Source organism: Thermus scotoductus DSM 8553 (assembly GCF_000381045.1).
GTDB classification, from domain to species: domain Bacteria; phylum Deinococcota; class Deinococci; order Deinococcales; family Thermaceae; genus Thermus; species Thermus scotoductus.
Genome location: NZ_KB905742.1, coordinates 18,380 through 43,083, shown reverse-complemented (window position 1 = coordinate 43,083; position 24,704 = coordinate 18,380). Strand labels below are relative to the sequence as shown.

The 24,704-nt window shown below is 64.9% G+C and carries 26 protein-coding genes, 1 pseudogene and 1 riboswitch; of the genes and pseudogenes, 12 read left to right on the top strand and 15 right to left on the bottom strand.

Annotated elements, in window-relative coordinates; genetic code table 11:
• Window positions 1-57: 57 nt before the first annotated feature.
• The 8 genes from paaD to fbp all read right to left on the bottom strand — a co-directional run bounded on the left by paaD (window position 58) and on the right by fbp (window position 7,392).
• On the bottom strand, window positions 58-513 hold the full coding sequence (paaD, locus tag F604_RS0106450; protein ID WP_019550928.1) for a 1,2-phenylacetyl-CoA epoxidase subunit PaaD: 456 nt from the start codon (window positions 511-513) through the stop codon (window positions 58-60).
• A complete protein-coding gene (gene paaC / locus F604_RS0106445; RefSeq protein WP_019550927.1) occupies window positions 507-1,265 on the bottom strand; it encodes a 1,2-phenylacetyl-CoA epoxidase subunit PaaC in 759 nt (252 codons plus the stop codon). The genes paaD and paaC overlap by 7 nt, the downstream gene beginning before the upstream one ends.
• Window positions 1,258-1,779: a phenylacetic acid degradation protein gene (locus tag F604_RS0106440; RefSeq protein ID WP_019550926.1), complete on the bottom strand. Its 522-nt coding sequence runs from the start codon at window positions 1,777-1,779 to the stop codon at window positions 1,258-1,260. The genes paaC and F604_RS0106440 overlap by 8 nt, the downstream gene beginning before the upstream one ends.
• A 9-nt stretch (window positions 1,780-1,788) precedes the next feature.
• Complete coding sequence (gene paaA / locus F604_RS0106435; protein ID WP_019550925.1) at window positions 1,789-2,760, bottom strand: 1,2-phenylacetyl-CoA epoxidase subunit PaaA; 972 nt, start codon at window positions 2,758-2,760, stop codon at window positions 1,789-1,791.
• Complete coding sequence (locus F604_RS0106430; protein ID WP_019550924.1) at window positions 2,747-3,355, bottom strand: TetR/AcrR family transcriptional regulator; 609 nt, start codon at window positions 3,353-3,355, stop codon at window positions 2,747-2,749. The genes paaA and F604_RS0106430 overlap by 14 nt, the downstream gene beginning before the upstream one ends.
• A gap of 117 nt (window positions 3,356-3,472) precedes the next feature.
• Window positions 3,473-4,387, bottom strand: a complete 915-nt coding sequence (locus F604_RS0106425; RefSeq protein WP_019550923.1) for a tyrosine-type recombinase/integrase — start codon at window positions 4,385-4,387, stop codon at window positions 3,473-3,475.
• A gap of 155 nt (window positions 4,388-4,542) precedes the next feature.
• A complete protein-coding gene (locus tag F604_RS0106420; RefSeq protein ID WP_026329028.1) occupies window positions 4,543-6,180 on the bottom strand; it encodes a gamma-glutamyltransferase family protein in 1,638 nt (545 codons plus the stop codon).
• A 120-nt stretch (window positions 6,181-6,300) separates the two neighbouring features.
• Entirely contained in the window at window positions 6,301-7,392 is a 1,092-nt protein-coding gene (gene fbp / locus F604_RS0106415; protein ID WP_019550921.1) for a fructose-1,6-bisphosphate aldolase/phosphatase, read from the bottom strand.
• 164 nt (window positions 7,393-7,556) lie between these two features.
• Here fbp and F604_RS0106410 point away from each other — a divergent pair, with 164 nt between their 5' ends.
• The 5 genes and pseudogenes from F604_RS0106410 (at window position 7,557) to F604_RS0106390 (ending at window position 12,022) form a co-directional block, all read left to right on the top strand.
• Window positions 7,557-8,132, top strand: coding sequence for a TetR/AcrR family transcriptional regulator (locus F604_RS0106410; RefSeq protein ID WP_019550920.1), 576 nt, complete (start codon window positions 7,557-7,559; stop codon window positions 8,130-8,132).
• Window positions 8,119-8,975: pseudogene (locus F604_RS11990) on the top strand (acyl-CoA dehydrogenase family protein). The gene F604_RS0106410 and the pseudogene F604_RS11990 overlap by 14 nt, the downstream one beginning before the upstream one ends.
• Before the next feature lie 13 nt (window positions 8,976-8,988).
• Window positions 8,989-9,438: a MaoC family dehydratase gene (locus F604_RS0106400; RefSeq protein WP_026329027.1), complete on the top strand. Its 450-nt coding sequence runs from the start codon at window positions 8,989-8,991 to the stop codon at window positions 9,436-9,438.
• A gap of 202 nt (window positions 9,439-9,640) precedes the next feature.
• Window positions 9,641-11,254, top strand: coding sequence for a long-chain fatty acid--CoA ligase (locus F604_RS0106395; RefSeq protein WP_019550918.1), 1,614 nt, complete (start codon window positions 9,641-9,643; stop codon window positions 11,252-11,254).
• Between the two features lie 9 nt (window positions 11,255-11,263).
• Window positions 11,264-12,022, top strand: coding sequence for an SDR family oxidoreductase (locus F604_RS0106390; RefSeq protein WP_019550917.1), 759 nt, complete (start codon window positions 11,264-11,266; stop codon window positions 12,020-12,022).
• A 1-nt stretch (window position 12,023) separates the two neighbouring features.
• Here F604_RS0106390 and thiD read toward each other — a convergent pair whose 3' ends face one another.
• Genes thiD through thiE form a run of 7 tightly spaced genes read right to left on the bottom strand, consistent with a single transcriptional unit; the run spans window position 12,024 to window position 17,959 of the window.
• On the bottom strand, window positions 12,024-12,800 hold the full coding sequence (gene thiD / locus F604_RS0106385; RefSeq protein ID WP_019550916.1) for a bifunctional hydroxymethylpyrimidine kinase/phosphomethylpyrimidine kinase: 777 nt from the start codon (window positions 12,798-12,800) through the stop codon (window positions 12,024-12,026).
• Window positions 12,797-14,098, bottom strand: coding sequence for an MFS transporter (locus F604_RS0106380; protein ID WP_019550915.1), 1,302 nt, complete (start codon window positions 14,096-14,098; stop codon window positions 12,797-12,799). The genes thiD and F604_RS0106380 overlap by 4 nt, the downstream gene beginning before the upstream one ends.
• Before the next feature lie 4 nt (window positions 14,099-14,102).
• Window positions 14,103-15,410: a phosphomethylpyrimidine synthase ThiC gene (thiC, locus tag F604_RS0106375; RefSeq protein WP_019550914.1), complete on the bottom strand. Its 1,308-nt coding sequence runs from the start codon at window positions 15,408-15,410 to the stop codon at window positions 14,103-14,105.
• 2 nt (window positions 15,411-15,412) lie between these two features.
• The gene (locus F604_RS0106370; protein ID WP_019550913.1) at window positions 15,413-16,375 is read right to left on the bottom strand and encodes an FAD-dependent oxidoreductase; all 963 of its coding nucleotides are present in this window, start codon (window positions 16,373-16,375) and stop codon (window positions 15,413-15,415) included.
• Window positions 16,372-17,157, bottom strand: a complete 786-nt coding sequence (locus F604_RS0106365) for a thiazole synthase (RefSeq protein ID WP_019550912.1) — start codon at window positions 17,155-17,157, stop codon at window positions 16,372-16,374. The genes F604_RS0106370 and F604_RS0106365 overlap by 4 nt, the downstream gene beginning before the upstream one ends.
• Window positions 17,158-17,352, bottom strand: coding sequence for a sulfur carrier protein ThiS (gene thiS / locus F604_RS0106360; RefSeq protein WP_019550911.1), 195 nt, complete (start codon window positions 17,350-17,352; stop codon window positions 17,158-17,160).
• Window positions 17,339-17,959, bottom strand: a complete 621-nt coding sequence (gene thiE, locus F604_RS0106355; RefSeq protein WP_026329026.1) for a thiamine phosphate synthase — start codon at window positions 17,957-17,959, stop codon at window positions 17,339-17,341. The genes thiS and thiE overlap by 14 nt, the downstream gene beginning before the upstream one ends.
• A 70-nt stretch (window positions 17,960-18,029) precedes the next feature.
• Window positions 18,030-18,139: riboswitch (TPP riboswitch) on the bottom strand.
• A 126-nt stretch (window positions 18,140-18,265) separates the two neighbouring features.
• Between thiE and F604_RS0106350 the strand changes: the two genes are divergently transcribed.
• The 7 genes from F604_RS0106350 to sat are packed head-to-tail and all read left to right on the top strand — an operon-like array spanning window position 18,266 to window position 24,591.
• Entirely contained in the window at window positions 18,266-19,996 is a 1,731-nt protein-coding gene (locus F604_RS0106350; protein WP_019550909.1) for a nitrite/sulfite reductase, read from the top strand.
• A 12-nt stretch (window positions 19,997-20,008) separates the two neighbouring features.
• Window positions 20,009-20,767, top strand: a complete 759-nt coding sequence (locus F604_RS0106345; RefSeq protein WP_026329025.1) for a uroporphyrinogen-III synthase — start codon at window positions 20,009-20,011, stop codon at window positions 20,765-20,767.
• Window positions 20,764-21,414: a precorrin-2 dehydrogenase/sirohydrochlorin ferrochelatase family protein gene (locus F604_RS0106340; RefSeq protein ID WP_019550908.1), complete on the top strand. Its 651-nt coding sequence runs from the start codon at window positions 20,764-20,766 to the stop codon at window positions 21,412-21,414. The genes F604_RS0106345 and F604_RS0106340 overlap by 4 nt, the downstream gene beginning before the upstream one ends.
• Window positions 21,402-22,070 carry a phosphoadenylyl-sulfate reductase gene (locus F604_RS0106335; RefSeq protein WP_019550907.1) on the top strand — a complete coding sequence of 223 codons (669 nt, stop codon included), beginning with the start codon at window positions 21,402-21,404 and terminating at the stop codon, window positions 22,068-22,070. The genes F604_RS0106340 and F604_RS0106335 overlap by 13 nt, the downstream gene beginning before the upstream one ends.
• Window positions 22,071-22,814, top strand: a complete 744-nt coding sequence (locus F604_RS0106330; RefSeq protein WP_019550906.1) for a sulfite exporter TauE/SafE family protein — start codon at window positions 22,071-22,073, stop codon at window positions 22,812-22,814.
• Entirely contained in the window at window positions 22,807-23,535 is a 729-nt protein-coding gene (gene cobA, locus F604_RS0106325) for a uroporphyrinogen-III C-methyltransferase (RefSeq protein WP_019550905.1), read from the top strand. The genes F604_RS0106330 and cobA overlap by 8 nt, the downstream gene beginning before the upstream one ends.
• A gap of 3 nt (window positions 23,536-23,538) precedes the next feature.
• Window positions 23,539-24,591, top strand: coding sequence for a sulfate adenylyltransferase (gene sat, locus F604_RS0106320; protein WP_019550904.1), 1,053 nt, complete (start codon window positions 23,539-23,541; stop codon window positions 24,589-24,591).
• Window positions 24,592-24,704: the final 113 nt, after the last annotated feature.

The following is a 24,704-nucleotide window of genomic DNA, read 5'->3' as shown; positions in this document are numbered from 1 at the left end:
GGTCTTCCAGGAAAAAGGCCCCGTACGCCTCCTAGTCCCGGGCCTTATGTTTCCCCTTCAGACGGTCTTAAAGGCCTCAAAAACTTCCCCGCAGGCAGCGCACTGGTAGAGCATCTTGCACAGGGTGGCCCCGAAGGTGTTCTTGAGGACCACCTCCTGGCTTCCGCACCGGGGGCAGGGGGGATCCTTCCCCGCCAGGGGGAGGGGAAGGGGTGGGGCCACGCCGTAACCCAGGAGCTTCCTTCGGGCTTCCTCGGCCATGTCCTCGGTGCTCCAGGGGGCCTTGGCCTCCACCACCTCCACCTCCTTGGCTCCTGCCTCCCGCAGGGCCTTTTCGATCTCCTCGCGGATGAGCCGTAGGGCAGGGCAGCCGGAAAAGGTAGGGCGGAAGCGGACCCTGACCTTTTCCCCTTCCGCCTCCACCCCTAAGACCATCCCCATCTCCACGATGTTGAGGACGGGGATCTCCGGGTCCTTAACCCCTTTTAGGGCTTCCCAGTACCGCTCTACCATGCCTTGGCCTCCGGGTCCCAGCGGGCCACGGACTGCATCTCCGCGAGAAGGGACCAGAGGTACTCCGTGTGTTCCTGGCGGCTTTTGGGCACGTACCCTCCCTCAGGCGGCCTTAGGCCCGAGCGCACCATGTGGGCGGTCACCTCCTCCAGGTAGGGGGCCTCGAGGGCCTTGAGATCCGGTACCACCCCTGCCTCCACCAGGGCCTCATCCCCCGGGAGAGGCTGGAAGAGCTGGCGCACGTAGGGGAAGAGGGTTTCCAGGGCCTCCTGCGCCCGGCGGTGGGATTCCTCCGTGCCCTGGCCCAGGCGCTCCACCCAGAGAGAAGAGTGCTTCAGGTGGAACCTTTCCTCCTTCAGGATGCGGCTTGCCGCCTCGGCCAGGGGGGCGTAGACGCTCCGGGTTGCCTCCTTCAGCCAGAGGTTCTCGTAGGCGTCAAAGAGGTACTGCCGCACCATGGTGAAGGCCCAGTCCCCCTTGGGGAGCTCCACCAGGACGGCGTTTTGGAACTCCAGGGGATCGCGGAAGTAGACCAGGCGGTCGGGGTCGGAGCCGTCCAGCTCCTGCCGGAGCTCCAACCAGACCTTGGCATGGCCCAGCTCATCTTGGGCCAGGTTGGCGATGGCGATATCCTCCTCGAGGATGGGGGCATGCCCCACCCACTCGGAAAGCCGCTGGGCCAGAACCACCTCATCGTCGGCCCAGGCGGTGAGCCGGGCCACCAGGGCGTCCTTCAGGTAGGCCTCAAGCATCCTCCACCCCCTTGGCGGTGATCAGGCCGTAGTAGCTTTGCAGGCGGTAGGTCTTCTCCTTGGCCGGGGCAAACCAGCTTTCCACCACTTCCTCGGTGGGCTCGGTCCCCACCACCAGGCGCTCGGGAACCGCCCAGAAGGCCACCCCCTGGGCCTGTAGGAGGGCTTGGGCTATGGCATCCTCCGGGCCTTGCGCCAGGAAGCGGCCCACTAGGTCCCCGTAGACCATGCTCCGGCGGTGGCTCCGCTTGGCGAAGACCCAGTAAGGTTCTTCGCTTCCTCCCTCCCTCCTGGTGGGCTTCAGATCCTTTAGGCCTTCCTGGGAAACGTGGAAGAAGGCCTCGGCCGGGGCCACGAAGAGGGCGTAGGCGGCGGGGCGCCGCACGAACACGTGTCGGGCCAGCAAGAGGGCATGCTCCGGGTCAGCGGCGTGTACCGAACCCACCATCTGCGGGGGGCCATGCTTGGTGTCCTGCTTGATCACCTCAAACCGGGGCCAATCGGTTCCCCACATGGCGCCTCCTTAGTCCGCCGCCTGGGCAAATTGCTTCCGGGCGTAGGCCTCGAGGGCCTCCCGCACCCAGCGTCCCTCCTCGTGGGCCCTCCTGCGGGCCTCGAGGCGGTGCCGGTTCATGGGGCCTTCCCCCCGGATCACCCTCCAGAACTCGTCCCAGGGAATGGGGCCATGGAGCCAGTTCCCCGTCCTCTCGTCGTAGCGGAGGTCGGGGTCAGGGATCTCTAGCCCCGCCTCCAGAAGCTCGGGCACATGCTCATTCAGGAACTCCTGCCGGATCTGGTCGTTGGTCTTGGTCTTGATGCCCCACCGCAGAAGGAGGGGGGTATGGGGGGAGTCGGTGTCGTGGGGCCCGGCCATCATCAGGGTGGGCCACCACCAGCGGTTCAGGGCATCCTGCACCATCTGGCGCTGCTTCTTGGAGCCCCTGGCGTAGAGGAGGACGGCCTCCTTTCCTTGCTTGTGGTGGAAGGTCTCCTCGGCGCAGATGCGGACCATGGCCCGGGAGTAGGGGCCATAGGAGCACTGGGCCAGCATGGTCTGGTTCTTGATGGCCATCCCGTCCACCAGCCAGCCGATGATGCCCACATCCGCCCAGGTGAGGGTGGGGTAGTTGAAGATGTTGGAGTACTTGGCCTTGCCGGAAAGAAGGACCTCCACCATTTCTTCCCGGGTGATCCCCAGGGTTTCGGCGGCGTGGTAGAGGTACTGCCCGTGCCCGGCCTCGTCCTGAACCTTGGCCAGCAGGATGAGCTTCCGCCGGATGGAAGGAGCCCGGGTGATCCAGGCACCCTCGGGAAGCATCCCCACCCACTCGCTATGGGCGTGCTGGGAGATCATGCGGATGAGCTGGGCCCGGTACTCGGCGGGCATCCAGTCCCCGGGCTCAATCTTCTCCCCCCGGGCGATCCTCGCCTCAAACTCCGCAAGCCTTTCCTGGTAGTCCGGGTCCTCGGGGTAACCGATCCTAAGCTTGACCATCCTTGCCTCCTTCCTCCGGGTGTTCGCCTATGGGCGAAGCAGCCACGCCTAAGGCCCTAAGGAGCATCCCGGCGTAGGTCTCGGCCAGAACCTCCAAGGGAAGGGGACCGTCCTTGCGGTACCACTGGTAGGTCCAGTTGAGGGCCGAGAGGACGAAGAGGGTGGCCAAGCGGAGGTTCTCCACCTGGAACACCCCCTTTTCTACCCCTTCCGCAATCACCCTCTGGACCCCCTCCTCGTAGCGGCGCCTTAAGGCCTTGGCCTCCTCCAGAAGGGGAGGGGAGAGGTGTTTCCACTCGTGGAAGAAAACCGTGGCCCGGGGCAGCTCCTGAGCGATGACCTCGAGGTGGCCCCGTACTAGGCCCTTCAGCTTGGCCACGGGGTCGCCCTTAAGTCCCTCCAGAACTTTAAGGAAGCGCTCGGCGGCCTGGCGCACCACCTCCAGGAGGAGCTCCTCCTTGGAGGTGATGTGGGCGTACAGGCTTCCCCCCTGGAGGTTTAGGTGCTTGGCCAGCTCCCGCATGCTGGTGGCGTGGTAGCCCCGCTGGCTGAAGAGGTGGCCTGCTATGGTGAGGATTTGCTCGCGCCGCTCCATGGCTAACGGTCGTTTGTTAGGGTAGCACACCTGAGGCGAAGGGACAAGTGTCCCGCATCACCTTTTGCGGGTCCCGGTAGGTCAAGGGGGGCCTAGCCGGCTTCCGATGTACCCGCCTTAAAGCTCGGGCAACCTCGAGGCCGCCTCCCTGAGCCGTTCCCTCGAGGCGTGCAGGTAGATTTGGGTGGTGGCGATGGACTCGTGGCCCAGAAGGTCCTTTACGGCATCCAGCTCCACGCCGTTTTCCACCAGCAGGGTGGCGTAGGCGTGGCGGAGCTTGTGCGGGGTGAAGCGCCTGGGGTCCAGGCCCGCCCTCAGGGCCGCCTCCCGGAACCTGGCCTCCACGTACCGGGCGGAAGGAACCCTGCCCCGGTGCCTTCCCTGAGTGAACGTGAAAATACTCACATTACCCTGGGGTGGCCCCAACTCTAAAAGAACCTCCCGGGCGGTCCTGGAAAGGGGCACCAGCCTTTCCTTGTTTCCCTTGCCCACCACCCGGATGGCCACGGGAACCGAGCCCTCGAGGATCACGTTCCGACCCTTCAGGGAAAGGGCCTCGGAGATGCGAAGCCCCGTGCCGTAGAGGAACCGGGCCAGGCGGCTGAGGAGCCTGGCCTCCCTTTCGGCTTCCAGGGCCTCGAGGAAGCGCCTGAGCTCCTCCGGAGCGGGGTGCAGGGGAAGCCTGCGCCCGGCCTTGGGGCGGCCTATGCCCTCCGTGGGGTCGGACACGGCCTCTCCCTTGACCTGGGACAGGTAGCGGTAGTAGCTGCGGAGGGCCGCTAGGAACCCCTGCACCCTCCTTGGGGCCCAACGCTCCTTGAGGAGGAGCGCCCGGACCGCCTCGGGGCCCGGGGTGAAACCCTCTTCCTGGAGGAAGCGAAACCAGAGGGTCAGGTCCTGGAGGTAGCGGCGCACCCCCCTGGGGGAGTATCCCCGCTCCAAAAGGAGGTATTCGGCATAGGGTGCCAGGGGTTGAAGGGCCTTCTCGGGCTTTTTAATGCCGATGGATTTCCAGATAAGGCTGGGTTCCACGGGGGTAGTATAACATATGCGCGAAATGTACCTTTCGCGAACAACTTGGTCCTTGCCCTAGCCACCGATGCCTTGGGGAAATCAGCCCGGCACGCGGGCCAGAGCCTCACACCAGATAGCCCCAAGATAACCCTGCCGGCCGATGCTAGGTCTTTTCACCACGCCAAGCCTAAACCCTCCGCCCGGGGATCCGAAGCTGCCACCAGTACCTCCTCAGCATGACCCCCTTGGGCCTGGCCACGCCTTAGGATCACCTGGCCTCGACCAAAAAGGCCCGGCTCCACCTCGTAGGCCACCCTGTGCCCCAGGTCCTTGAGGACCAGGGCCGTGGCCTGGGGAATACCCGGTTCCAGGATCACTCGGTCCCCAGGTTTTTCCCCACGGGACGCATCTCCTCCCCTACCCGGCACCACCTGCCACCGGGGCCGGTCCAGAGCCGCCTGGGGGTTCAGGCCAAAATCCGCCAAGGCCACCACCACCTGCACATGCCCTTGCGGCTGCATGAACCCCCCCATGACCCCGAAAGGACCCACGGGCTTCCCCTCCTGGGTCAGGAACCCCGGGATGATGGTGTGGTAGGGCTTTTTCCCGGGCCCAAGCCGGTTCGGGTGGCCCTCCTCCAGGGAAAAACCCAGGCCCCGGTTCTGCAGGGCGATGCCCGTTTGCGGGATGAGGACACCCGCCCCAAAGCCCTGGTAGTTGGACTGGATGAGGGAGACCATGAGTTCCCCGTCCGCCGCCGCCAGGTAGACGGTTCCCCCGGGTCTCACCTCGGGCAGGGCCTGGGGCAGGGCTCGTTCCCCGATGAGGCTTCGGCGGGAGGCCACGTATTCGGGGGAGAGCAGGGCCTGGGGGGGCTTCTCCAGGTAGCGGGAGTCGGCCACGTAGCGGAAGGCGTCCGCCAGGGCCAGGCGCATGGCCTCGATCTGTACGTGGTAGCTGAAGGGGTCTTCCGGCTTAAGGTCAAACCCCTCGAGGATGGCCAAAGCCAGGAGGGCGGCGATCCCCTGGCCGTTGGGGGGGAGTTCGTGCACGGTAAGACCCCGGTAGTTCACGGAAAGAGCCTCCACCCACTCCGGCTCGTGGGCCTTCAGGTCCTCGAGGCTAAGGAGGCCCCCGGTAGCCTCGCTGAAGCCGGCAATGGCCTCCGCCAGCTTTCCCCGGTAAAGGCTTTCCCCGTAGCTTTCCCCGATCTCCCTTAGGGTTTTGGCATGCCCAGGGCTACGCCAAACCTCTCCCGCCCTCGGCGCCCGGCCCTGGGGAAAGAAAACTTCCTGAAAGGCCCGGAACTCGAGCCCCCGAAGAGGTAGGTAGATCCCTTCCGCCCGCCGCCAGGCCCGGGCCGTTTCCGGTCCCACGGGGAAGCCTTCCTCCGCGTAGCGGATGGCGGGGGCAAGGACCTCGGGAAAAGGAAGCCTTCCAAAGCGTTCGTGCAGGGCCCGCCATCCCGAAACCGCTCCGGGCACCGTTACCGGAAGCCAACCCCTTTCCGGTATCCTGCCCCCAGGCAGGCGGTCAGGGGTGAGGCGCGCGGGGCTTTTGCCCGAGGCGTTAAGGCCGTGGAGCCTCCCATCCCACACCATGGCAAAAAGGTCTCCCCCGATGCCGTTGCTGGTGGGCTCCACCACCGTGAGGGTAGCCGCCATGGCGATGGCGGCATCCACGGCGTTTCCTCCCTTTAGGAGCATCTCCATCCCCGCCAGGGCAGCCAGGGGCTGGCTGGTGGCCACCGCTCCCCGCCGGCCCATGACCACGTGCCGACGGGAGGGATAGGGGTAGTAAGTGAGGTCCATAGGCTTCTCCCGGAAGAGTCTACCCCTTTTCCAGGCGAAGGACCCCCCTCGAGGCTCCGCCTGGTCTTCCCCTTCGGGGAAGTACACGGGGCATTGTCCGCACTGCCAACCAGCGAGGCCCTACGAAAACTCCCGCTCCAGCTCCTTTAGGCGCTCGGCAATCCCCGTGTACTCCAGCTCCTCCATGGGCAGCATGGCCGGGCCGTAAAAGCCCTGGCGGCGCATCTCCTGGGCCTTCTCCACCACCTTGGCCCGCACCGTGTCCCAAACCGGGTCGGCAAAGAGGTCCACGGGCTCGGAAAAACGCCCGTCCTTGAGGGAGAAAGCCAGCCCGCACACCATGGGCACGCAGAAGAAGGTGGACGCAGGGGTATTGGCCCTCACCGGCATCAAGGGCAGGTGGTGGCTGCCCCGGGTGTCCCCCGCCACGAAAGGAGCCAGGGCAAAGGGCGGGCCAAACTCCTCCGTGGCGGGAAAGACCTTCTGGGTGCGGATAATGGCCACGGGATCGTCCTTGCCCACGTAACGCCCGGCGATGTTTCGCAGGCGGGTGGTGCTCACCACGGCGGCGATCTCACCGTACTTCCTGGACCAGATGGACTCTATCCCAAAGCGGTGGGAGTCCCTAAGCAAGGCGGCAATGTCGTAAAGCCTCTCCGGGGCATCAAGGACGATGTAGCTATCCCTTTCCGTCTGGGCCAGGTCCATGATGCGGAAGCGGAAGCCAGGGCGCAAATCGGGGGAAAGCAAGAGGCCTGAGGAGTACATGGGATCGGCGAAGACCAGGTAAAGGGGCAGGTTGAAAGCCCCGGGCTCGGTCTTGTCCGCCGCCAGCACCATGAAGGGCTCGGCGGGACGTTCGGCAAACTCCATCTCCGCCACCTGGGGCCCCAGGCCATGGAGGTTACCGGAAAAGGCGTCCTTCAAAAGATCCTGCCCGGCCCCGTAAAGGCCTTCCTCCTTAGCCACCTGGGTACCTTCCCGGAACGCCTTCCACGCCAGCTCGTGTATAGCAGGGTTCCGCGGACCCTGGGTGTGCGAAACAAGGAGGACGATGTCGTCCCCGATGTGGAACACGTGGGCGTCCAAGAGCAGGCGGCCCACCTCCTCCCGTACCACCTCCTCCACCTTGGCCAGCACCCTGCGGCTGGGTAAGGTGTGGCCTCCCACAGAACCGATGTCGGCCTTGAGGACGCTGAGGGTGATTTTCATAAGCTCCTCCTTCGTGTTCCATATTTCCACACTTATGGCGGGCTTGGCAACACTCTATCGGCCAGATAACGCCAAGACGCTTGGAAACGTGGAAGAGGGCACCAAGCCACTTGACTATCCTCTCCTCCAGGGGTAGAGTATACTTACCGACCGGTCGGTGAGATATGGGAACCGCCACCCGCAACCGCATCCTTGAAGAAGCTGCCCGGCTTTTCACCGAAAAGGGCTACGAGGCGACCAGCGTCCAGGACCTGGCCGAGGCCCTGGGCCTCTCCAAGGCGGCGCTCTACCACCACTTTCGGAGCAAGGAGGAGGTGCTTTACGAGATCAGCCAACAGGCCCTGGAGGGACTTCTCCTCGAGGGCAAAAAAGCCCTGGCCGTTTCCGACCCCAGGGAGGCCCTGCTCCGCTTCATGGAGGGCCACGCCCGCTTTTTTGAGGAGAACCGGCCCTTCTTCGCCACCATGCTCCAGGGCCTGCAAAGCCTCTCCCCCGAAAAGCAAGGGCAGATTGTCACCCTCCGCGACCAGTACGAGGAAATCCTGCGCACTCTTCTCCGTCGGGGTATGGAGAAAGGGGTCTTCCGCCCGGTGGATGTGGCCCTGGCGGGGCGGGCCGTGCTTTCCCTCCTGAACTGGATGATCCGCTGGTTCCATCCCGGAGGGCCCCTGCGGGCGGAGGAGGTGGCCAGGTTCTACTTTGATCTCATCCTAAAGGGGTTAGAAGATGGACGTTCCTGAGCACAAGGAGATCCGTCAGCTGGCGAGGCGTTTCCTGGAAGAGGCGGGACCCGCCTTGGCGGAGTACGAGGTGAAGGAGGCCTTCCCTTGGCCCCTGGTAAAGCGGATGGGGGAACTGGGCTTCCTAGGGGTGTTCGTACCCGAGGAGCTGGGAGGAGCTGGCCTGGACTTTTGGGCCTACATCGCCCTTCTGGAGGAGCTTGGGGGATACGCTTCCTTGCGCTCCATCCTCTCCGTGCAGCAAAGCCTGGTCCTCACCCCTCTCCTCACCTACGGCACCCCTGAGCAGAAGAACCGCTACATCCCCCACCTGGCCCGGGGGGAAATCCTAGGGGCCTACGGCCTTACCGAGCCCGAGGCGGGCTCGGATGCAGGAAGCCTCCGCACCCGGGCTTACCGGGATCCGGCCGGGTTTCCCTGGCGGCGGGAGCGGTGGAGCTGATGCAAAGGGCCTTGGACCTATCCCTACGCTACGCCAAGGAAAGGCACCAGTTCGGAAGGCCCATCGCCAGCTTCCAGCTGGTCCAGGCGCATCTGGCTCAGATGAAGCTGGACCTCGAGGCCAGCCGCCTCCTCACCTACCAGGCAGTAGCCAAGAAGCTTAAGGGGGAGCGGTATACCCTCGAGGCCAGCATGGCCAAGCTCTTTGCTTCCGAAGCTGCCAACCGCGTGGCCTACCGGGCCATCCAGGTCCACGGAGGCTACGGCTTCTTCGAGGAGTACGAGGTGGCCCGGCTTTATCGGGACGCCCGCATCCTCACCCTTTACGAGGGAACCAGCGAGGTGCAGACCCTGGTCATCGGGGCCCACCTCACCGGGATCAAAGCTTTTGGAGAAGGCTAGGGAGGTGATAAGGATGCCCATGTACTTTGAGGACTTTGAGGTAGGCCAGCGATTTTCCACCCCAGCCCGTACGGTGACCGAGGCCGACGTGGTTAACTTCGCCGGGGTTTCCGGGGACTACAACCCCATCCACACCGACGCCGAGTTTGCCAAGAACACCCCCTTCGGCCAGCGCATCGCCCATGGTCTTCTGGTCCTTTCCATGTTCACCGGCCTTCGGCAGCGGAGCGGGCACTTTGAGGGCACCATTATCGCCTGGATGGAGATCCGCAACTACAAGTTCCTGAAACCCGTATTCATAGGGGACACCGTGAGGGGGGAAAGCGAGATCCTGGAGAAGCATGAAACCAGTAAGCCCGACCGGGGTGTGGTGGTGCAGCACGTACGGGTCCTGAACCAGCGGGACGAGGTGGTTCAGGAAGGGGAATTCGTCACCTTGGTCCGCAGGAAACCCCAGGAATAGCGCATGCAAAGCCCCCTTGCCCGGTGGTTCAAGGCCCAGCTCCAGCCCAAGCGCCAGGGAAGGGCTTCCGGTGTGGGCGGTTCCCTTGGCGTTCAGATCCCCCGAGGGGAAGTTTGGAGGAGGGGTGGTGAATGGGAGTTCGACGGAGTGACGTGAAAGCCCTAATGGGGATATGCTGGGAAAAGATAGGAAAGGAGGCGGCATGTTCCCGAACACCATGATGGAGGAGGAACTCAATCTGTGGGACTTCCTGGAACGGGCGGCGGAGCTTTTTCCCAGGAAGGAAGTGGTATCCCGGCTCCACACAGGGGAAGTTCACCGCACCTCCTACGCCGAGGTTTACCGGCGGGCTAGAAGGCTCATGGGGGGCCTGAGGCGGCTTGGGGTGGAGGTGGGGGACCGGGTGGCCACCTTGGGCTTTAACCACTTCCGCCACCTCGAGGCCTACTTCGCCGTGCCGGGAATGGGGGCGGTCCTCCACACCGCAAACCCCCGGCTTTCCCCCAAGGAGATCGCCTACATCCTGAACCATGCGGAGGACAAGGTCCTTCTCTTTGATCCCCAGCTCCTTCCCTTGGTGGAGACCCTGCGCCCGGAGCTTTCCACCGTGCGCCACTTCGTGGTAATGGACGAGAAGGCGCCAGAGGGATACTTGGCCTACGAGGAGGTGTTGGGCGAGGAGGCGGACCCCATCCGGGTACCCGAACGGGCCGCCTGCGGCATGGCCTACACCACGGGGACCACCGGTCTTCCCAAGGGAGTGGTCTACAGCCACCGGGCCCTGGTCCTCCACACCTTGGCGGCGAGCCTCGAGGATGGCACGGCTCTCTCGGAAAAGGACTCGGTCCTCCCAGTGGTACCCATGTTCCACGTGAACGCCTGGTGCCTACCCTATGCCGCCACCTTGGTGGGAGCCAAACAGGTCCTGCCAGGACCCAAGCTAGATCCCGCCTCCTTGGTGGAACTCTTTGACGGAGAAGGAGTGACTTTTACCGCCGGAGTGCCCACGGTGTGGCTGGCCTTGGCCGATTACCTGGAGAACACGGGACACCGCCTCAAGACCCTGCGGCGCCTGGTGGTGGGGGGAAGCGCCGCCCCGAGAAGCCTAGTGGAGCGCTTTGAGCGCATGGGCATAGAGGTGCGCCAGGGCTACGGCCTCACCGAGACCTCGCCCGTGGTGGTGATCAACGTGATTAAGAGCTACCTCCAGGGCCTTTCCTTTGAGGAGAAGATCACCCTCAAGGCCAAGACCGGCCTGCCCGTGCCCCTGGTGCGCCTCCGGGTGGCGGACGAGGAGGGTAGGCCCGTGCCCAAGGACGGAAAAACCCTGGGGGAGGTCCAGCTCAAAGGGCCCTGGATCACCGGAAGCTATTACAAGAACGAGGAGGCCACCAGGAGCGCCCTCACCCCGGACGGCTGGTTCCGCACCGGGGATATCGCCGTCTGGGATGAGGAGGGGTACCTGGAGATCAAGGACCGCCTCAAGGACCTCATCAAGTCGGGCGGGGAGTGGATTTCCAGCGTGGATCTGGAAAACATCCTCATGGGACATCCCAAGGTGAAGGAGGCGGCGGTGGTGGCCATTCCCCACCCCAGGTGGCAGGAAAGGCCCTTAGCCGTGGTGGTGCCCAGGGGAGAGAAACCCAGCGAGGAGGAGCTTCGGGAACATCTCTTAAAGGCTGGTTTTGCCAAGTGGCAACTTCCCGATGCCTTCGTCTTCGTGGAAGAGATCCCCCGCACCAGCGCGGGGAAGTTCCTAAAGCGTGCCCTCAGGGAACAGTATAAGGACCTGTTCCACGATTCCTCAGAGGGATAAGGGGGGACTATGTTCCTGGAGCAATTCCGCCTGAACGGCAAAGTAGCCCTGGTGACGGGGGGATCCCGGGGGCTTGGCCTCGAGGCGGCCCTAGCCCTCAAGGAGGCGGGGGCCAGGGTGGCCGTCATGGCCCGGCGGGCAAGCTTCCTGGAGGAGGCCCAAAAGGCCCTGGGCGAGGCCTTGTATTTGGAGGGGGACGTGCGGGATGAGACCCGCCTCGAGGCCATCGCGGAGGAGGTGGAGAGGGAGCTTGGCCCCCTCACCATCCTGGTGAACGCCGCCGGGATCTCCTGGGGGGCCCCCTCCTGGGAGATGCCGGTGGAAAAGGTACGGGAGGTCCTCGAGGTCAACCTGGTGGGGGCCTTCCTGGCAAGCCGCGCCGCCGCCCAGCGCATGCGGGAAAGGGGCTACGGCAAGATCATCCACATTGCTTCCGTGGCAGGGCTCAAGGGGGAGTACCCGGAGGTGCTGGATGCCGTGGGCTATTCCGCTTCCAAGGGTGGGCTTATCGCCCTTACCCGGGATTTGGCGGTGAAATGGGGCCGGTTCGGTATTCGGGTGAACGCCTTAGCCCCTGGGTTTTTCCCCACCCGCATGACGGAGAAGGTCCTGCCCAAGGCCGAGGCCTTCCTGAAGGCCACCCTGCCCCTGGGGCGTCCCGGGAAACCCGGGGAGCTGGGAGGAGCGGTGCTTTTCCTGGCAAGCCCGGCCTCCGACTACATCACCGGGGCAATTCTTCCCGTGGACGGCGGGGCTACCGCCCTCTGAACTAGGCGAAGTGGTTCACGGGGCCATGGCCCTGACCCAAGGAAGGAGCGGTTTCCAAGGCCCGGGTGAGGTAGGCCTTGGCCTCGGCCACGGCTTCCTCCAGGGGCTTTCCCAAAGCCAGGAGGGCAGTGATGGCTGCGGAAAGAGTGCAGCCCGTGCCGTGGGTGTTGCGGGTGGGGACCCTGGGGGCGCGGAAGGCCTGGACCCCCTCCCCCGTGGCCAAGAGGTCCACGCTCTCCTCCCCCCCGAAGTGCCCCCCCTTGAGGAGGACGGCTTTAGGCCCCAAGGCGAGGAGGGCCCGCGCGGCCTCCTCCGCCTCCTCTAGGGTGCGGATGGGGGTCCCGAGGAGGGCCTCCGCCTCGAGGCGGTTCGGGGTGATGAGGAAGGCCAAGGGGAAAAGCTCCCCCTTTAGGGCCTCCACGGCCTCCGGGGCGAGGAGGGGATCCCCCCCCTTGGCCACCATCACCGGGTCCACCACCAGGGGGGCGATCCCATAGCGCCTCACCCCCTGGGCCACGGCCTCCACGATCTCCGCGTTCCCCAAGGCCCCGGTCTTGGCCGCATGGATGGGGAGGTCCTCGGCCACGCTCTGGATCTGGGCGTAGACCAGCTCCGGGGGAAGAAGGTGGACCCTTTGGACCCCCAGGGTGTTCTGGGCCGTGACCAGGGTGAGGGCGCTTGCCCCGTAGACCCCGAAGCGGGTAAAGGCCTTGAGGTCGGCCTGGATCCCCGCCCCGCCCCCGGAGTCCGAGCCAGCGATGGTCAAAGCGACCTTCATACCCCCTCCAGGGCCCTACCCCGGGTCTCCACCCCCACGAGGAGGGCAAAAAGCCCCGCAAGGAGGAGGAGCCCCCCGTGGAGGGCCAAAACCCCCCCTGGCCCCAAGGGGCTAAGGAGGAGGCCCGTGAGGTAGGGGGCCAAAATCCCCCCCACCCGGCCCAAGGCCGCGGCCAGGCCCGCCCCGCTCCCCCTTAGGGCGGTGGGGAAAAGCTCCGGGGTGTAGGCGTAGATGGCCCCCCAAGCTCCCAGGTTGAAGAAGGAGAGGAGGCTCCCGAAGAGGAGGATCTCCCCCGGGCTTCCCGCCTGCCCAAGGAGGTAGGCGAAAAGGGCGGAAAGGCCGAGGAAGCCCACCAAGACCGGCCTCCGCCCTACCCGCTCCACCAGGAAGGCCGCCAGGAGGTAACCCGGAAGCTGGGCCAGGGTGATGAGGAGGACATATTCCAGGGAGCGGACCAGGGTGTAGCCCTGGGCCACGAGGAGGGAAGGAAGCCAGATGAAGGCCCCGTAATACCCCGCGTTCAGGGTCAGCCAGGCCAGGGCGATGAAGAGGGTGCGCCGGCCATAGGGGGGGCGGAAAAGGGCCCCGTAGGGCAAGGGCCTAGGGACCTCCGCGGCCTTGGGCTCAGGCAGGGGCCCCGCGAAGGCCCCCTCCCAGGCCCGGACCAGGGCCTCCGCCTCCCCCACCCGCCCCCGGGCCATGAGCCAGCGGGGGGACTCGGGGAGGGAAAGCCTCAGGTAGGCGGCGTAGAGGGCGGGAAGGGCCCCGGCCAGGAAGGCCAACCGCCAGCCGTACTCGGGCACGAGGAGGTAGCCGAGGAGGGCCGCAAGGAGCCAGCCCACGGCCCAGAAGGCCTCGAGGAGGACCACCATCCGCCCCCTGAGGCGCAAGGGGCTCCACTCGGCCATGAGGCTTGCGGCCACGGGGAGCTCAGCCCCCAGGCCAAGCCCCGTGAGGAAGCGGAAGAGGAAGACCCATGCCAAGGAGGGGGCTAGGGCGGTGAGGAGGCTTCCTAACCCTGCCAGGAAGAGGCTATAGCCGATGACGGCCTTCCGCCCCAGGCGGTCGGCAAGCCTCCCCCCCAAAGCGGCCCCCAGGAGCATCCCCAAAAGGCCCACGCTTCCCAAAAGCCCCGCCTGGACGGGGCTTAGGCCGAACTCCCGGGTGAGGGCGGGCAGGGTGAAGCCGATGAGGCCCACGTCCATGGCGTCCAGGGCCCAGCCGAGCCCCAGGAGGAAAAGGAGCCTAAGGTGGGGCCTCCCTAAGGGCAGGCGGTCCAAGCGGGCGATGGGGTCCATGGCTCTAGCTTACGGGAAGCTCCATGCGTGCCCTTCCCTTGAGGACGGCCTCCACCAGGTTCATGGGGCAGAAGGGGCCGCACATGCTGCAGGCCTTGGTCCTCGAGCCCCGCTCCTCCTTGAGGCGGCGGGCCTCCTCAGGATAAAGGCAAAGAGCGAACTGGCCTTCCCAGTCCAGGCGGTAGCGGGCCTCGGACATGCGCCGGTTCCTCTCCAAAGCCCGCGGGTTCCCCCGGGCCACATCGGCGGCATGGGCAGCGATTTTAAAGGCGATCACCCCTTCCTTCACGTGCTCAGGGGTGGGCAGGCCCAGGTGCTCCGCCGGGGTCAGGTAGCAGAGCATATCCGCCCCCATCCAACCGGCCAAGGCGCCTCCGATGGCCCCGGCGATGTGGTCGAAGCCCGCGGCGGTGTCCACGGGAAGCATCCCCAGGATGTAAAAGGGGGCGTTCCCTGTGAGCTTCTTCTGGATCTGCACGTTGGTGGCCACCTCGTTCAAAGGAATGTGGCCCGGTCCTTCCACCATGGCCTGCACCCCCGCCCGGCGGGCCCTCTCCACCAACTCCCCGATGGTGAGGAGCTCGGCGATCTGGGCCCGGTCGGTGCTGTCCGCCAAGGAGCCAGGCCTAAGCCCATCCCCTAGGGAAAGGGTCATGTCGTAGGTGCGGGCGATGTCCAAAAGGTCGTCAAAGCGGGCGTAAAGGGGGTTCTCCTCTCCCCGGTGGAGCATCCAGGCGGCCATGAGCCCGCCCCCCCGGCTCACAATCCCCGTGGTCCGGGAGGAATTCCGGTAAACCTCCAGGTTCTTCAGGGTAACCCCCACGTGCACGGTGATGTAGTCCACCCCCTGCCGCCCGTGTTCCTCTATGACCTCGAAAAGCTCGTCCGCGGACATGTCGAAGAAGCTCTTCCGCTTGGCGGCGCGGAACTCCGCCTCATAGATGGGCACGGTGCCCAAAGGAACGGTGGCCACCTCGAGGATTCTTTCCCGGATGGCCTTCAAGTCCCCCCCTGTGGAGAGATCCATGATGGTGTCCGCCCCGTACTGGATGGCCACCCTGGCCTTTTCCACCTCCTCCTCGAGGTTGACGTAGTCGTAGGAAGTACCCAGGTTGGCGTTCACCTTCACGCTGAGCCCTTCCCCGATCCCCTTGAAGTCCCGAAGGGTGCGGTGGTTGGGGTTCCTAGGAATCACGATCCGCCCCGACGCCACCCCTTCCCGCACAAACTCAGGGGAAACCCCCTCCTTCTCCGCCACGTAAGCCATCTCCTCGGTCACGATGCCCTTCCTTGCCGCTTCCAGCTGGGTCATAGCTACACCCCCAAAAGCTCGAGAATCCTCTTCGCCGTCCACGGGGCCAGGAGGATGCCGTTCCTTCCATGGCCCACCGCAGCCAGCACTCCCCTTTCCACCTCACCCACGAAAAGCTCTCCTACCGGCCTGTACCCCCAAAGGGCCTCCCGGAACCTGGCCCCTGCCAGCAGGGGAAAGCGCTCGTGGGCGTAGTCGGAAAGCCACCTTAGGCCGAATAGATCCACTCCTTGAGCCCATCCCTCTCGCTGGGTAGCCCCCACGTATACCCCACCCTCCCGGGGAAGGAGGTACCCTTCCCCGGCGAAAAGGGGGGCAGGAGGAGCCGGGCCCTCGAGGACCAAGGCCTCCCCCTTCAGGGGCCGGACCCCAAGGCCAAATCGGCTACCCCAGGCGCCCACGGCCAGGAGGACGAACCGGGCCTGGGCGGTAAAGGGCTCCTCCCGCCAGCGCCCTCGCACTCCCCCTTCCTTCACCTCCTCCACCTCGGCTTGAAGGAAAGGGGTTTCCATGACCTCCAAAGCTTTCAGTAAGGCCTCGCGGAGGGCCTTGGGATGGACATACCCGCCAGGGAAGGTACGCGCTCCCCTTCCACCCCGAACCGGGTAGGACAAGGACTCCTGGGCCGCTGGTTGTTTCCCTGACGGGAAAGCAGCCAAGGCCTCCTTTTCCACCTGGGACAGGGCCACCACCTGGGTGCCGCTAAACCCCGCCTCCACCTTCCATCCCTTGGCGGCAAGCTCCTCGAGGAGGCCTGGATAGTACTCTAGGCCGAAAAGGGCCGCCTCCAAAACCTCCCCGGAAAGCCCCTCGGGATAAGGAGCCAGCATCCCCGCACTGGCCAGGGTAGCCGCTCCCTCCTTACCGGCATCTAGGAGGAGGACGGAAAGCCCCCGCTTCCTGAGCTCGTAGGCAGCGAGGGTTCCGATAATCCCCGCCCCCACCACCGCCACCTCTACCCTCACGGCTTAGGACCTCCCAAAGGGATGCCCTCCATGGGGCTCGAGGGGCTCGCCACCTCCCGGGGTCGCATGGGGCCGGCCAAAAAGGCTTTCCTCCCCGCCTCCACAGCCAAACGAAAGGCCTCAGCCATGGCCACGGGATCTTGGGCCTCGGCAATGGCGGTATTCACCAGCACGGCGTCCAAACCCATCTCCATCACCTCCGCTGCATGGGAAGGGAGGCCAAGCCCTGCATCCACCACCACCGGGGGCAGGGAGGCCTTCTCCCGGGCGAAGAGCTCCAAAAGGGCCCGGGTCTTCACCCCCCAGCCGGAGCCGATGGGGGCCGCCAGGGGCATCACCGTAGCCGTGCCCTGCTCCGAAAGCTTCTTGGCCAGGACGAGGTCAGGACCGATGTAGGGCAGGACCAGGAAGCCCTCATCGATGAGCATCCTCGCCGCCCTCAGGGTCTCCACGGGATCGGGGAGGAGATAGGTGGGGTCAGGGATCACCTCCAGCTTCACCCACCTCTCCCCGGTGAGGACCCGGCCCAGCCGGGCTATCCTCAACGCTTCCTCCGCCGTCCTGGCACCTGCTGTGTTGGGCAGGAGGCGCACGCCCTCTAAGGCCTCGAGGAGACCCACATGCCCGGGCATCCTGGCCTCCACCCGGCGGATGGCCACGGTGACCACCTCGGCCCCCGCAGCCTTTATGGCCTCCCGCATCACCCCGAAGTCCCGGAACTTGCCCGAGCCCAGGATAAGACGGCTTTTAAGCTCTATGTCCCCGACCTTCCAGGTGTCCATCTAGCCTCCTTGCATGAGGGTGACCACCTCCACCACATCCCCCTCCTTCAGGACGTGGTGAGGAAGCTCCCGCCCCAGGTAGGCCTCCTCGTTGAGGAGGACCGCCACCCGGGAAAGATCCACATCCAGCTCCTCCAGAACCTCCCTGAGCGTCTTGCCCTCGAGGGGCTTAGCCTCCCCGTTAAGCCACACCATAAAGCCGCTCCCTGAATGCCTGGGCCGCCCGCTCGGGGTTCTCAGCGTCCAGGATGGCGCGGACCACCACAACTCGGCGCGCCCCGGCCTCCAAAACCTCCCCCAGGTTCTCCAGGGTGATGCCGCCGATGGCGTACCAGGGCCTCTCCCCCAGGTTCTCCCGGGCCCAGCGCACATAACCCAGGCCCGCGGCCTGCCTCCCCGGCTTGGTGGGGGTTTCCCACACAGGGCCTATGGAGAGGTAGTCCACTCCTTCCTCGAGGGCTCTTAGGGCCTGTTCGGGAGCGTGGGTAGAGCGGCCCACCATCCCCTGAAAGAAGCGCCGGGCCTCTGCGGGCGTCAGGTCCCCCTGGCCAAGGTGCACCCCATCCGCTCCCAGAAGAGCCGCCAGGTCCGGCCGGTCGTTGAGGAAGAAGGGCACCCCATACCGTCGGGCCAGGGCCAGCATCCTTTCCCCCAGGTCCAGGATGGGCCTCGCCTCCCAGTCCTTGGCCCGAAGCTGCACGACCTCCACCCCACCCGCCAGGGCCCGTTCCGTCCGATCCAGCACCTCCGCCATGGACCAACCGGGCCTCGGGGTCACCACCAGGTATAGCCTTCCCAGCAAGCTTTCACCCCCTTCAGGCCAGCGGGAAAGGCCCACGCGGCCCAAAGGAGGTGGGGTTTTGGGGGATTAGGGTCTTCCGCATAGGCTTCCCTCCGCCGGCATTACCCGGATCAGGTTCTAAGGGTTGCTGGGAGAAACCCAGCTCTCAGCCCCTCCATTGGGGCACCCCTAGCCTGTCCCTTCCACTATAGCATGCGGGGCTCTCTAAAACCCGACCTGGGGAACAGGGCATATACTCTTGACTTTCATACACTCAATGGTATATTATGCCGGGCAATCCCCCGGGGAGGGGGAAAAGGAGGCGGAATGGCAGGACTCAGCGTGGAGGCCGAAGCCGAAATCCAGTATCTGGAGGCCATGATTGCCCGCCTCGAGGCGGGGGAGGAAGACCCCGAGGACTTCCGGGTCTACCGGCTCAAAAACGGCATCTACGGCATACGGGGCCGTCCCGAGCACCACATGATCCGCATCAAGCTTCCCGTGGGGCGAATCAGCCTCGAGGGGCTCCGGGTCCTTGCGGAGGTGGCGGAGCAGTACACGGAAAACCGCCTCGCCCACGTCACCACCCGCCAGGCGGTGCAGCTCCACCATGTCCACCGCCGGGATGTCCCCAAGGTCCTCCGGGCGGTGAACGCCGTGGGCCTCACCACCCGCGAGGCCTGCGGGCACTCCATCCGGGCCATCACCTGCTGCCCCTACGCCGGGGTCTCCCCCGAGGCACCCTTTGACGTGACCCCTTATGCCGAGGCCACCTACCGCTACTTCCTCCGCCATCCCGTGGGCCAGAACCTCCCCCGGAAGTTCAAGATCGCCTTTGAGGGGTGCCCTACGGACCACGCCCGCACCCCCATCCACGACATCGGGGCGGTGGCGGCGGTGGAAGGGGGCAAGAGGGGCTTCCGCCTTTATGTGGGCGGGGGCTTGGGAGCGGCTCCCATGAGCGCGGAACTTTTGGAACCCTTTACCCCAGAGGAGGACCTCCTCCCCACCATGCTGGCCATCATCCGCCTCTTTGATCGCTACGGGAACCGCAAGGTCCTCACCCAGGCCCGGCTCAAGTTCCTGGTGAAGAAGTGGGGCATCGCCGCCTTCCGCGAGGCCGTGCGGGAGGAAAGGCGCCTGGTGAAGCTCACGGCAAGCGGCGAGGACCTGAAGGCCTGGGCCCCGCCCCCAGAGCCCGAACCCCCCAGGCTTCCCACACCCCCGAGGAAGCCCTTCTCCTTCGCCCCGGGGTTTGACGAGTGGCGCAGGACCAACCTTTACCCCCAGAAGCAGGCAGGCTTCTACACCGTAGCCGTACGCCTGCCTTTGGGGGACATCACCCCGGAGGGGCTTAGGGCCTTAGCGGAGATCGCCGAGGTCTACGCCGGGGAAGTTCGGAGCGCCATCAGCCAGAACTTCCTCCTTCGCTATGTACCCGAGGAGGCCTTGGGCGGGCTCTATGAGGCCCTCCTCCAAGCCGGGCTGGCCCAGCCCCAGGCCCATACCCTCCTGGACATCACCCGCTGCCCCGGGGCCGACACCTGCAACCTGGCCATCACCCACTCCCGGGGCCTGGCCCAGGCCTTGGAAGCCCACTTGGCGAGCCTTGCCTTGGTCCAGGACCCAATGGTCCGGCCCATCAGCATCAAGATCTCCGGCTGCCCCAACTCCTGTGGCCAGCACCATATTGCCGACATCGGCTTCTACGGGTCGAGCCGCAAGGTAGGGGAAAGGGAGGTTCCCCACTACACCCTCCTTCTGGGCGGGCGCACCCGGGAGGGGGAGGCCCGTTTTGGCCAAGTAGTGGCTCGGATTCCTGCCCGGCGCACTCCTGAGGCGGTGGAAAGGATCCTGAAGCGCTACCAGGAGGAACGGGAGCAGGGCGAAAGTTTCCAGGCTTATTTGGACCGGGTGGGGGCCGCCTCCTTCAAGCCCCTCCTCGAGGACCTCCAGACTATTCCTTCCTATGAGGAAGCCCCAGAGTACTACCAGGATCTGGGGGCGGAAGGGGAAACCTTCCGGGTGCAGCTAGGCCGTGGGGAGTGCGCGGTGTAAGGGAGGTTGGGGATGCGCATCGCCTATGCCGGTCTCAGGAGGAGGGAAGAGTTCAAATCCCTGGCCACAAAGCTAGGCTTAATCCCCCTCCTTCTCCCTGTTCAGGCCACGGAAAAGGTACCCGTTCCCGAATACCAGGACCATCTCCGGCGGCTGGGAGAAGGCGTGGATCTCTTCGTGGCCACCACCGGGATAGGGGTAAGGGAGCTTATGGAAGGAGGGCGGGTTTTGGAACTAGACCTGAAGGGGAGCCTGGAGAAAGCCCTCCGCTTGGCCCGGGGGACCAAGGCCGCCCGGGTACTCAGGGACCTAGGGCTTGCCCCTCATGGGGTAGGAGACGGGACCACACCAAGCCTCTTGCCTCTCCTACCCCAAGGGCCTGGAGTGGCCGCCCTCCAGCTTTACGGCAAGCCCCTACCCCTCCTGGAACAGGCCTTGGAGGAAAGGGGCTATGCGGTTCTCCCCCTCATGCCTTACCGCCACCTGCCGGACCCTGAGGGAATCCGCCTTCTGGAGGAGACCATTTTGGCCAAAGAGGTGGAAGCGGTAGCCTTTGTAGCCGCCATCCAGGTGGAATTCCTGTTTGAGGGAGCCCGGAACCCCTCGGACCTAAGGAAAACCTTCCAGCACGAGGTAAAGGCCCTGGCCGTGGGCCGGGTTACCGCGGATGCCTTAAGGGAGTGGGGGGTGCAGCCCTTCTACGTGGATGAGCAGGAGCGGCTAGGAAGCATGCTCCAGGGCTTCTTACGCCTGTACCGGGAGGTGGCATGACCTACTTTCCCCTCATGCTGAACCTGAGGGACAGGCCGGTTCTCCTAATCGCCGGCGGCCCGGAGACGGGGGCCAAGCTCCAAGCCCTCTTGGAGGCCCAGGCCCAGGTTACCGTCCTGGCCGAGGAGGACCATTGGAATCTGGCAGACTTGGCCAAGGAGGGAAGGATCCGCTGGCTTCCCCGAGGTTATCGGGAAGGGGACCTCGAGGGCTTCTTCCTGGTGGTGAGCCATCCCCGGGACAAGGGGATCCATCCCCAGGTAAAGGCAGAAGCGGAAAGGCGAAGAGTGTTTTTGGTGGCGGTGGACGACCCGAAAAACGCCACCGCCATCCTCCCCGCCGTGGTGCGAAGGGGGGAGTTGGTGGTGGCCCTTTCCACCTCTGGGGCTGCCCCTGCCTTGGCGGTGCGCCTAAAGGAGCGTTTTCTTCGGCTTTTGGGTCCAGAGTACGGGGAACTTGTAGCCTATCTGCGCCGCCTTAGGCCACGGATAGCGGAGATCCCCTGCTTCGAAGAGCGCAAGCGGCTTTGGTACCGCCTAGTGGATTTGGCCTTAGAGGAACTTGACCTGGATCCGGAGGCCGGCCTGACCAGGGCCAAGGAAAAGGTGGAGGAAGTCCTTGCGGAGGTCCAGCCATGGACAAGGTAACAAGCGCCAAGGCCCTTATCCGGGACGCCCTAGCAGAAGGCCAAAGGCCCTGCTTCACGTGCAGTTTCCAAGCAGAGGACGTGGTGGTGCTCCATCTCCTCTTGGAGGAGAAACCCGACATCCCCGTCCTCTTCCTGGACACCGGCTACCACTTCCCGGAGGTCTACGCCTACCGGGATGCCCTAAAGGAGAAGCTTGGCTTCCAGCTCATCAACCTCTCCCCAAGCCTTTCCCGGGAGGAGCAGGAACGCCTCTACGGGAAGCTCTACGAGACCGACCCCACCCGCTGCTGCCAGATCCGCAAGGTGGACCCGCTATTCCGGGCCCTCGAGGACTACGACACCTGGTTCACAGGGCTTAGACGGGAGCAGTCCCCCACCCGGGCTAACCTAAAGCCCGTGGAGGAAGCCCTTCTGAAGAGCGGCCATCGCCTGAAGAAGGTGAGTCCCCTTTACGACTGGACCCTCAAGGAGGTGTTTGCCTACCTGGCCGTGGCCGACCTGCCCTACCTGCCCCTTTACGATCAGGGCTACCTCTCCATCGGTTGCGCCCCCTGTACGGCTAAGCCCCTAGACCCCAAGGACCCCCGCTCCGGCCGTTGGGCGGGCAAGGGCAAGCTGGAGTGTGGAATCCATCTCCACCCAAAGGAGGCATAGATGGCCTTTCTTCTGGGCTTCCTCATCGCCTTCGTCATCGGGATCACCGGGGTGGGGGCCGGCTCCATCACCGTCCCCCTCCTCATCCTGGGCCTGGGCCTTTCCCCGGAGATCGCGGTGGGCACGGCCCTTCTTTTCGGTTTTCTGGTCAAGGTTCCCGCCGGCGCCGTCTACCTCTTTAGGCGCCAGGTGGCGGGTAGGGTGCTGGGCCTCCTCCTTTTGGGGGGGCTCCCCGGGGTCCTGCTGGGCAGCCTCCTCCTGGTTCACCTTATTAAGGGGGCCAAGGACATGGTCCTCCTCCTGGTGGGGCTCACCGTGGTGGTTTCAGCGGGACTTGGGCTCTACCGGAGCCTAGCCCGGCTAACCCTAAGCCGGGAACGGCCCTGGCTCCTGCCTCCCGCCGCCTTCGGGATTGGCCTCAAGGTGGGCTTCTCCTCGTCAGGAGCAGGGACCCTGGGCAGCCTCCTCCTGCTCTACGCCACCCGCCTTACCCCCCAGCAGGTGGTGGGCACGACCATCCTCTTCGGCCTGGTCCTCTCCCTGGTGGGGGGTGGGGTGCACCTCCACTTCGGCCAGGTGGACCCAAAGCTCCTCCTTTCCCTAAGCCTAGGAGGGATCGTGGGGGCCAGCCTGGGGGCCCTCGTGGCCACCCGCGTGCCCAAGCAGCCCTTCCGGGTAGCCCTCCTCCTCTGGCTTCTCTTCATCGGTGCTCAGCTGGTCTGGCGGGGGGTGGTCCATGGCTAAGGTCTACCTGGTGGGAGCCGGGCCAGGAGATCCCGACCTCCTCACCCTGAAGGCCTACCGCCTGCTCAGGGAAGCCCCCGTGGTCCTGTACGACCGGCTGGTAGATGGCAGGATCCTTTCCCTAATAACCGGAAAAAAAGTGGATGTGGGCAAGAGGGAGGGGGAAAGCGGTAAGCAAGAAACCATTCACCGCCTCTTGCTTCATTACGCCCGGGCCTTTCCCTATGTGGTCCGGCTTAAGGGAGGGGACCCCTTCGTCCTTGGCAGAGGCGGGGAAGAGGCCCTCTTCCTGGCTACCCATGGGATAGAGGTGGAGGTGGTGCCTGGCGTGAGCAGCATCCTGGCCACGGGGCTTCCCCTTACCCACCGCGGTTTGAGCTCAGGGTTCGCTGTGGTCTCCGGCGTCCTGGAGGATGGGGGTTACCCGGACCTGAGGGCGTTTGCCCAGGTACCCACCTTGGTGGTCCTCATGGGGGTGAAGAGGCGAGCGTGGATCGCCAAGGAGCTTATCCGCCTCGGCAGAAGGCCGGATGAGCCCACCCTCTTTGTTATGGAGGCCACCACCCCAAGGGAAAGCAGGGTGCCGGCCACCCTGGAAGACGTGGCGGCGGGAAAGGTAGCGGTTTCTTCCCCGGCGGTATGGGTGCTGGGGGAAGTGGTGAGGGTTTTTGTTCAGGACACGAAGGCGGCCTTGGCGGCGTTGGCAACGGTGGAGGTCTAGAAGATGGTGGGAACCCTGCCCCAAGTGGAAATTAGTGAGGACGAAAGGCTGGACTTGGAAAACCTCGTTACGGGGGCTTTCCATCCCCTGCGGGGCTTTATGACCCGGGAGGAGGCGCAGTCTGTGGCCTACGAAATGCGGCTTCCCTCAGGAGATACTTGGACCATCCCCATCCTCCTCCAACTTCGAGAAAAGCCCCAGGTGGGAAAAGGGGACCAGGTAGCCCTGGTGCACGAAGCAAAGCCGGTGGCGGTGCTGGAAGTGGAGGACGCCTACGAGCTGGACCTCAAGGCCCTGGCCCGCCAGGTGTTCGGTACGGAAAGCGAGGCCCACCCCGGGGTGAGGAAGCTCCTCGCCAAGGGGCCCTACGCCCTTGGGGGGCGGGTGGAGGTGCTGGCCTGGAGACCCCGGTCTGCACAGCTGGAGAAGACCCCTGAGGAGATGCGGGCCTTCTTCCGGGAAAAGGGCTGGAAGAGGGTGGTGGCCTTTCAAACCCGCAACGCCCCCCATCGGGCCCACGAGTACCTAATCCGGTTGGGACTGGAGCTGGCCGATGGAGTTCTAGTCCATCCCATCCTGGGTGCCAAGAAAGAGGACGACTTCCCCACAGAGGTCATCGTTAAGGCTTACCAAGCCCTCATAGAAGGCTTTTTGCCCCGGGAACGGGTGGCCCTGTTTGGCCTTGCCACCCCGATGCGCTACGCCGGCCCCCGGGAAGCGGTATTCCACGCCCTTGTGCGCAAGAACTTCGGGGCCACCCACTTCCTGGTGGGCCGGGATCATGCAGGGGTAGGAGATTTTTACGATCCTTACGCAGCCCACCGCATCTTTGACCAGCTTCCCCCCTTGGGGATCGAGATCATAAAGGTGGGGGCTGTCTTCCACTGCCCCGTCTGTGGGGGTATGGCCTCGGAGAGAACCTGTCCAGAAGGGCACCGGGAAAAGCGGCTAAGCATCAGTATGACCAAGGTACGAGCCCTCCTGAGGGAGGGCAAGACGCCACCCCTCGAGCTGGTGCGGCCCGAACTCCTCCCGGTTCTGAGGGAAGGCTTCTGATGCCATCCTGCTTGGCTCCGTTCGTAGGCCGTACCGTTTTGCGGGGGTTGTTTTGTGCGTTGGGGTACCCTATGCTGAGTGTGGCGGCTTCTTGTGCTTTGATTCACGATTCA

Bases quoted from the DNA above. Each gene is read 5' to 3' on its own strand.
- paaD (WP_019550928.1), bottom strand. From the start codon at position 513: ATGGTAGAGCGGTACTGGGAAGCCCTAAAAGGGGTTAAGGACCCGGAG.
- paaC (WP_019550927.1), bottom strand. From the start codon at position 1,265: ATGCTTGAGGCCTACCTGAAGGACGCCCTGGTGGCCCGGCTCACCGCC.
- F604_RS0106440 (WP_019550926.1), bottom strand. From the start codon at position 1,779: ATGTGGGGAACCGATTGGCCCCGGTTTGAGGTGATCAAGCAGGACACC.
- paaA (WP_019550925.1), bottom strand. From the start codon at position 2,760: ATGGTCAAGCTTAGGATCGGTTACCCCGAGGACCCGGACTACCAGGAA.
- F604_RS0106430 (WP_019550924.1), bottom strand. From the start codon at position 3,355: ATGGAGCGGCGCGAGCAAATCCTCACCATAGCAGGCCACCTCTTCAGC.
- F604_RS0106420 (WP_026329028.1), bottom strand. From the start codon at position 6,180: ATGGACCTCACTTACTACCCCTATCCCTCCCGTCGGCACGTGGTCATG.
- fbp (WP_019550921.1), bottom strand. From the start codon at position 7,392: ATGAAAATCACCCTCAGCGTCCTCAAGGCCGACATCGGTTCTGTGGGA.
- F604_RS0106410 (WP_019550920.1), top strand. From the start codon at position 7,557: ATGGGAACCGCCACCCGCAACCGCATCCTTGAAGAAGCTGCCCGGCTT.
- F604_RS0106400 (WP_026329027.1), top strand. From the start codon at position 8,989: ATGCCCATGTACTTTGAGGACTTTGAGGTAGGCCAGCGATTTTCCACC.
- F604_RS0106395 (WP_019550918.1), top strand. From the start codon at position 9,641: ATGTTCCCGAACACCATGATGGAGGAGGAACTCAATCTGTGGGACTTC.
- F604_RS0106390 (WP_019550917.1), top strand. From the start codon at position 11,264: ATGTTCCTGGAGCAATTCCGCCTGAACGGCAAAGTAGCCCTGGTGACG.
- thiD (WP_019550916.1), bottom strand. From the start codon at position 12,800: ATGAAGGTCGCTTTGACCATCGCTGGCTCGGACTCCGGGGGCGGGGCG.
- F604_RS0106380 (WP_019550915.1), bottom strand. From the start codon at position 14,098: ATGGACCCCATCGCCCGCTTGGACCGCCTGCCCTTAGGGAGGCCCCAC.
- thiC (WP_019550914.1), bottom strand. From the start codon at position 15,410: ATGACCCAGCTGGAAGCGGCAAGGAAGGGCATCGTGACCGAGGAGATG.
- F604_RS0106365 (WP_019550912.1), bottom strand. From the start codon at position 17,157: ATGGACACCTGGAAGGTCGGGGACATAGAGCTTAAAAGCCGTCTTATC.
- thiS (WP_019550911.1), bottom strand. From the start codon at position 17,352: ATGGTGTGGCTTAACGGGGAGGCTAAGCCCCTCGAGGGCAAGACGCTC.
- F604_RS0106350 (WP_019550909.1), top strand. From the start codon at position 18,266: ATGGCAGGACTCAGCGTGGAGGCCGAAGCCGAAATCCAGTATCTGGAG.
- F604_RS0106345 (WP_026329025.1), top strand. From the start codon at position 20,009: ATGCGCATCGCCTATGCCGGTCTCAGGAGGAGGGAAGAGTTCAAATCC.
- F604_RS0106340 (WP_019550908.1), top strand. From the start codon at position 20,764: ATGACCTACTTTCCCCTCATGCTGAACCTGAGGGACAGGCCGGTTCTC.
- F604_RS0106335 (WP_019550907.1), top strand. From the start codon at position 21,402: ATGGACAAGGTAACAAGCGCCAAGGCCCTTATCCGGGACGCCCTAGCA.
- F604_RS0106330 (WP_019550906.1), top strand. From the start codon at position 22,071: ATGGCCTTTCTTCTGGGCTTCCTCATCGCCTTCGTCATCGGGATCACC.
- cobA (WP_019550905.1), top strand. From the start codon at position 22,807: ATGGCTAAGGTCTACCTGGTGGGAGCCGGGCCAGGAGATCCCGACCTC.
- sat (WP_019550904.1), top strand. From the start codon at position 23,539: ATGGTGGGAACCCTGCCCCAAGTGGAAATTAGTGAGGACGAAAGGCTG.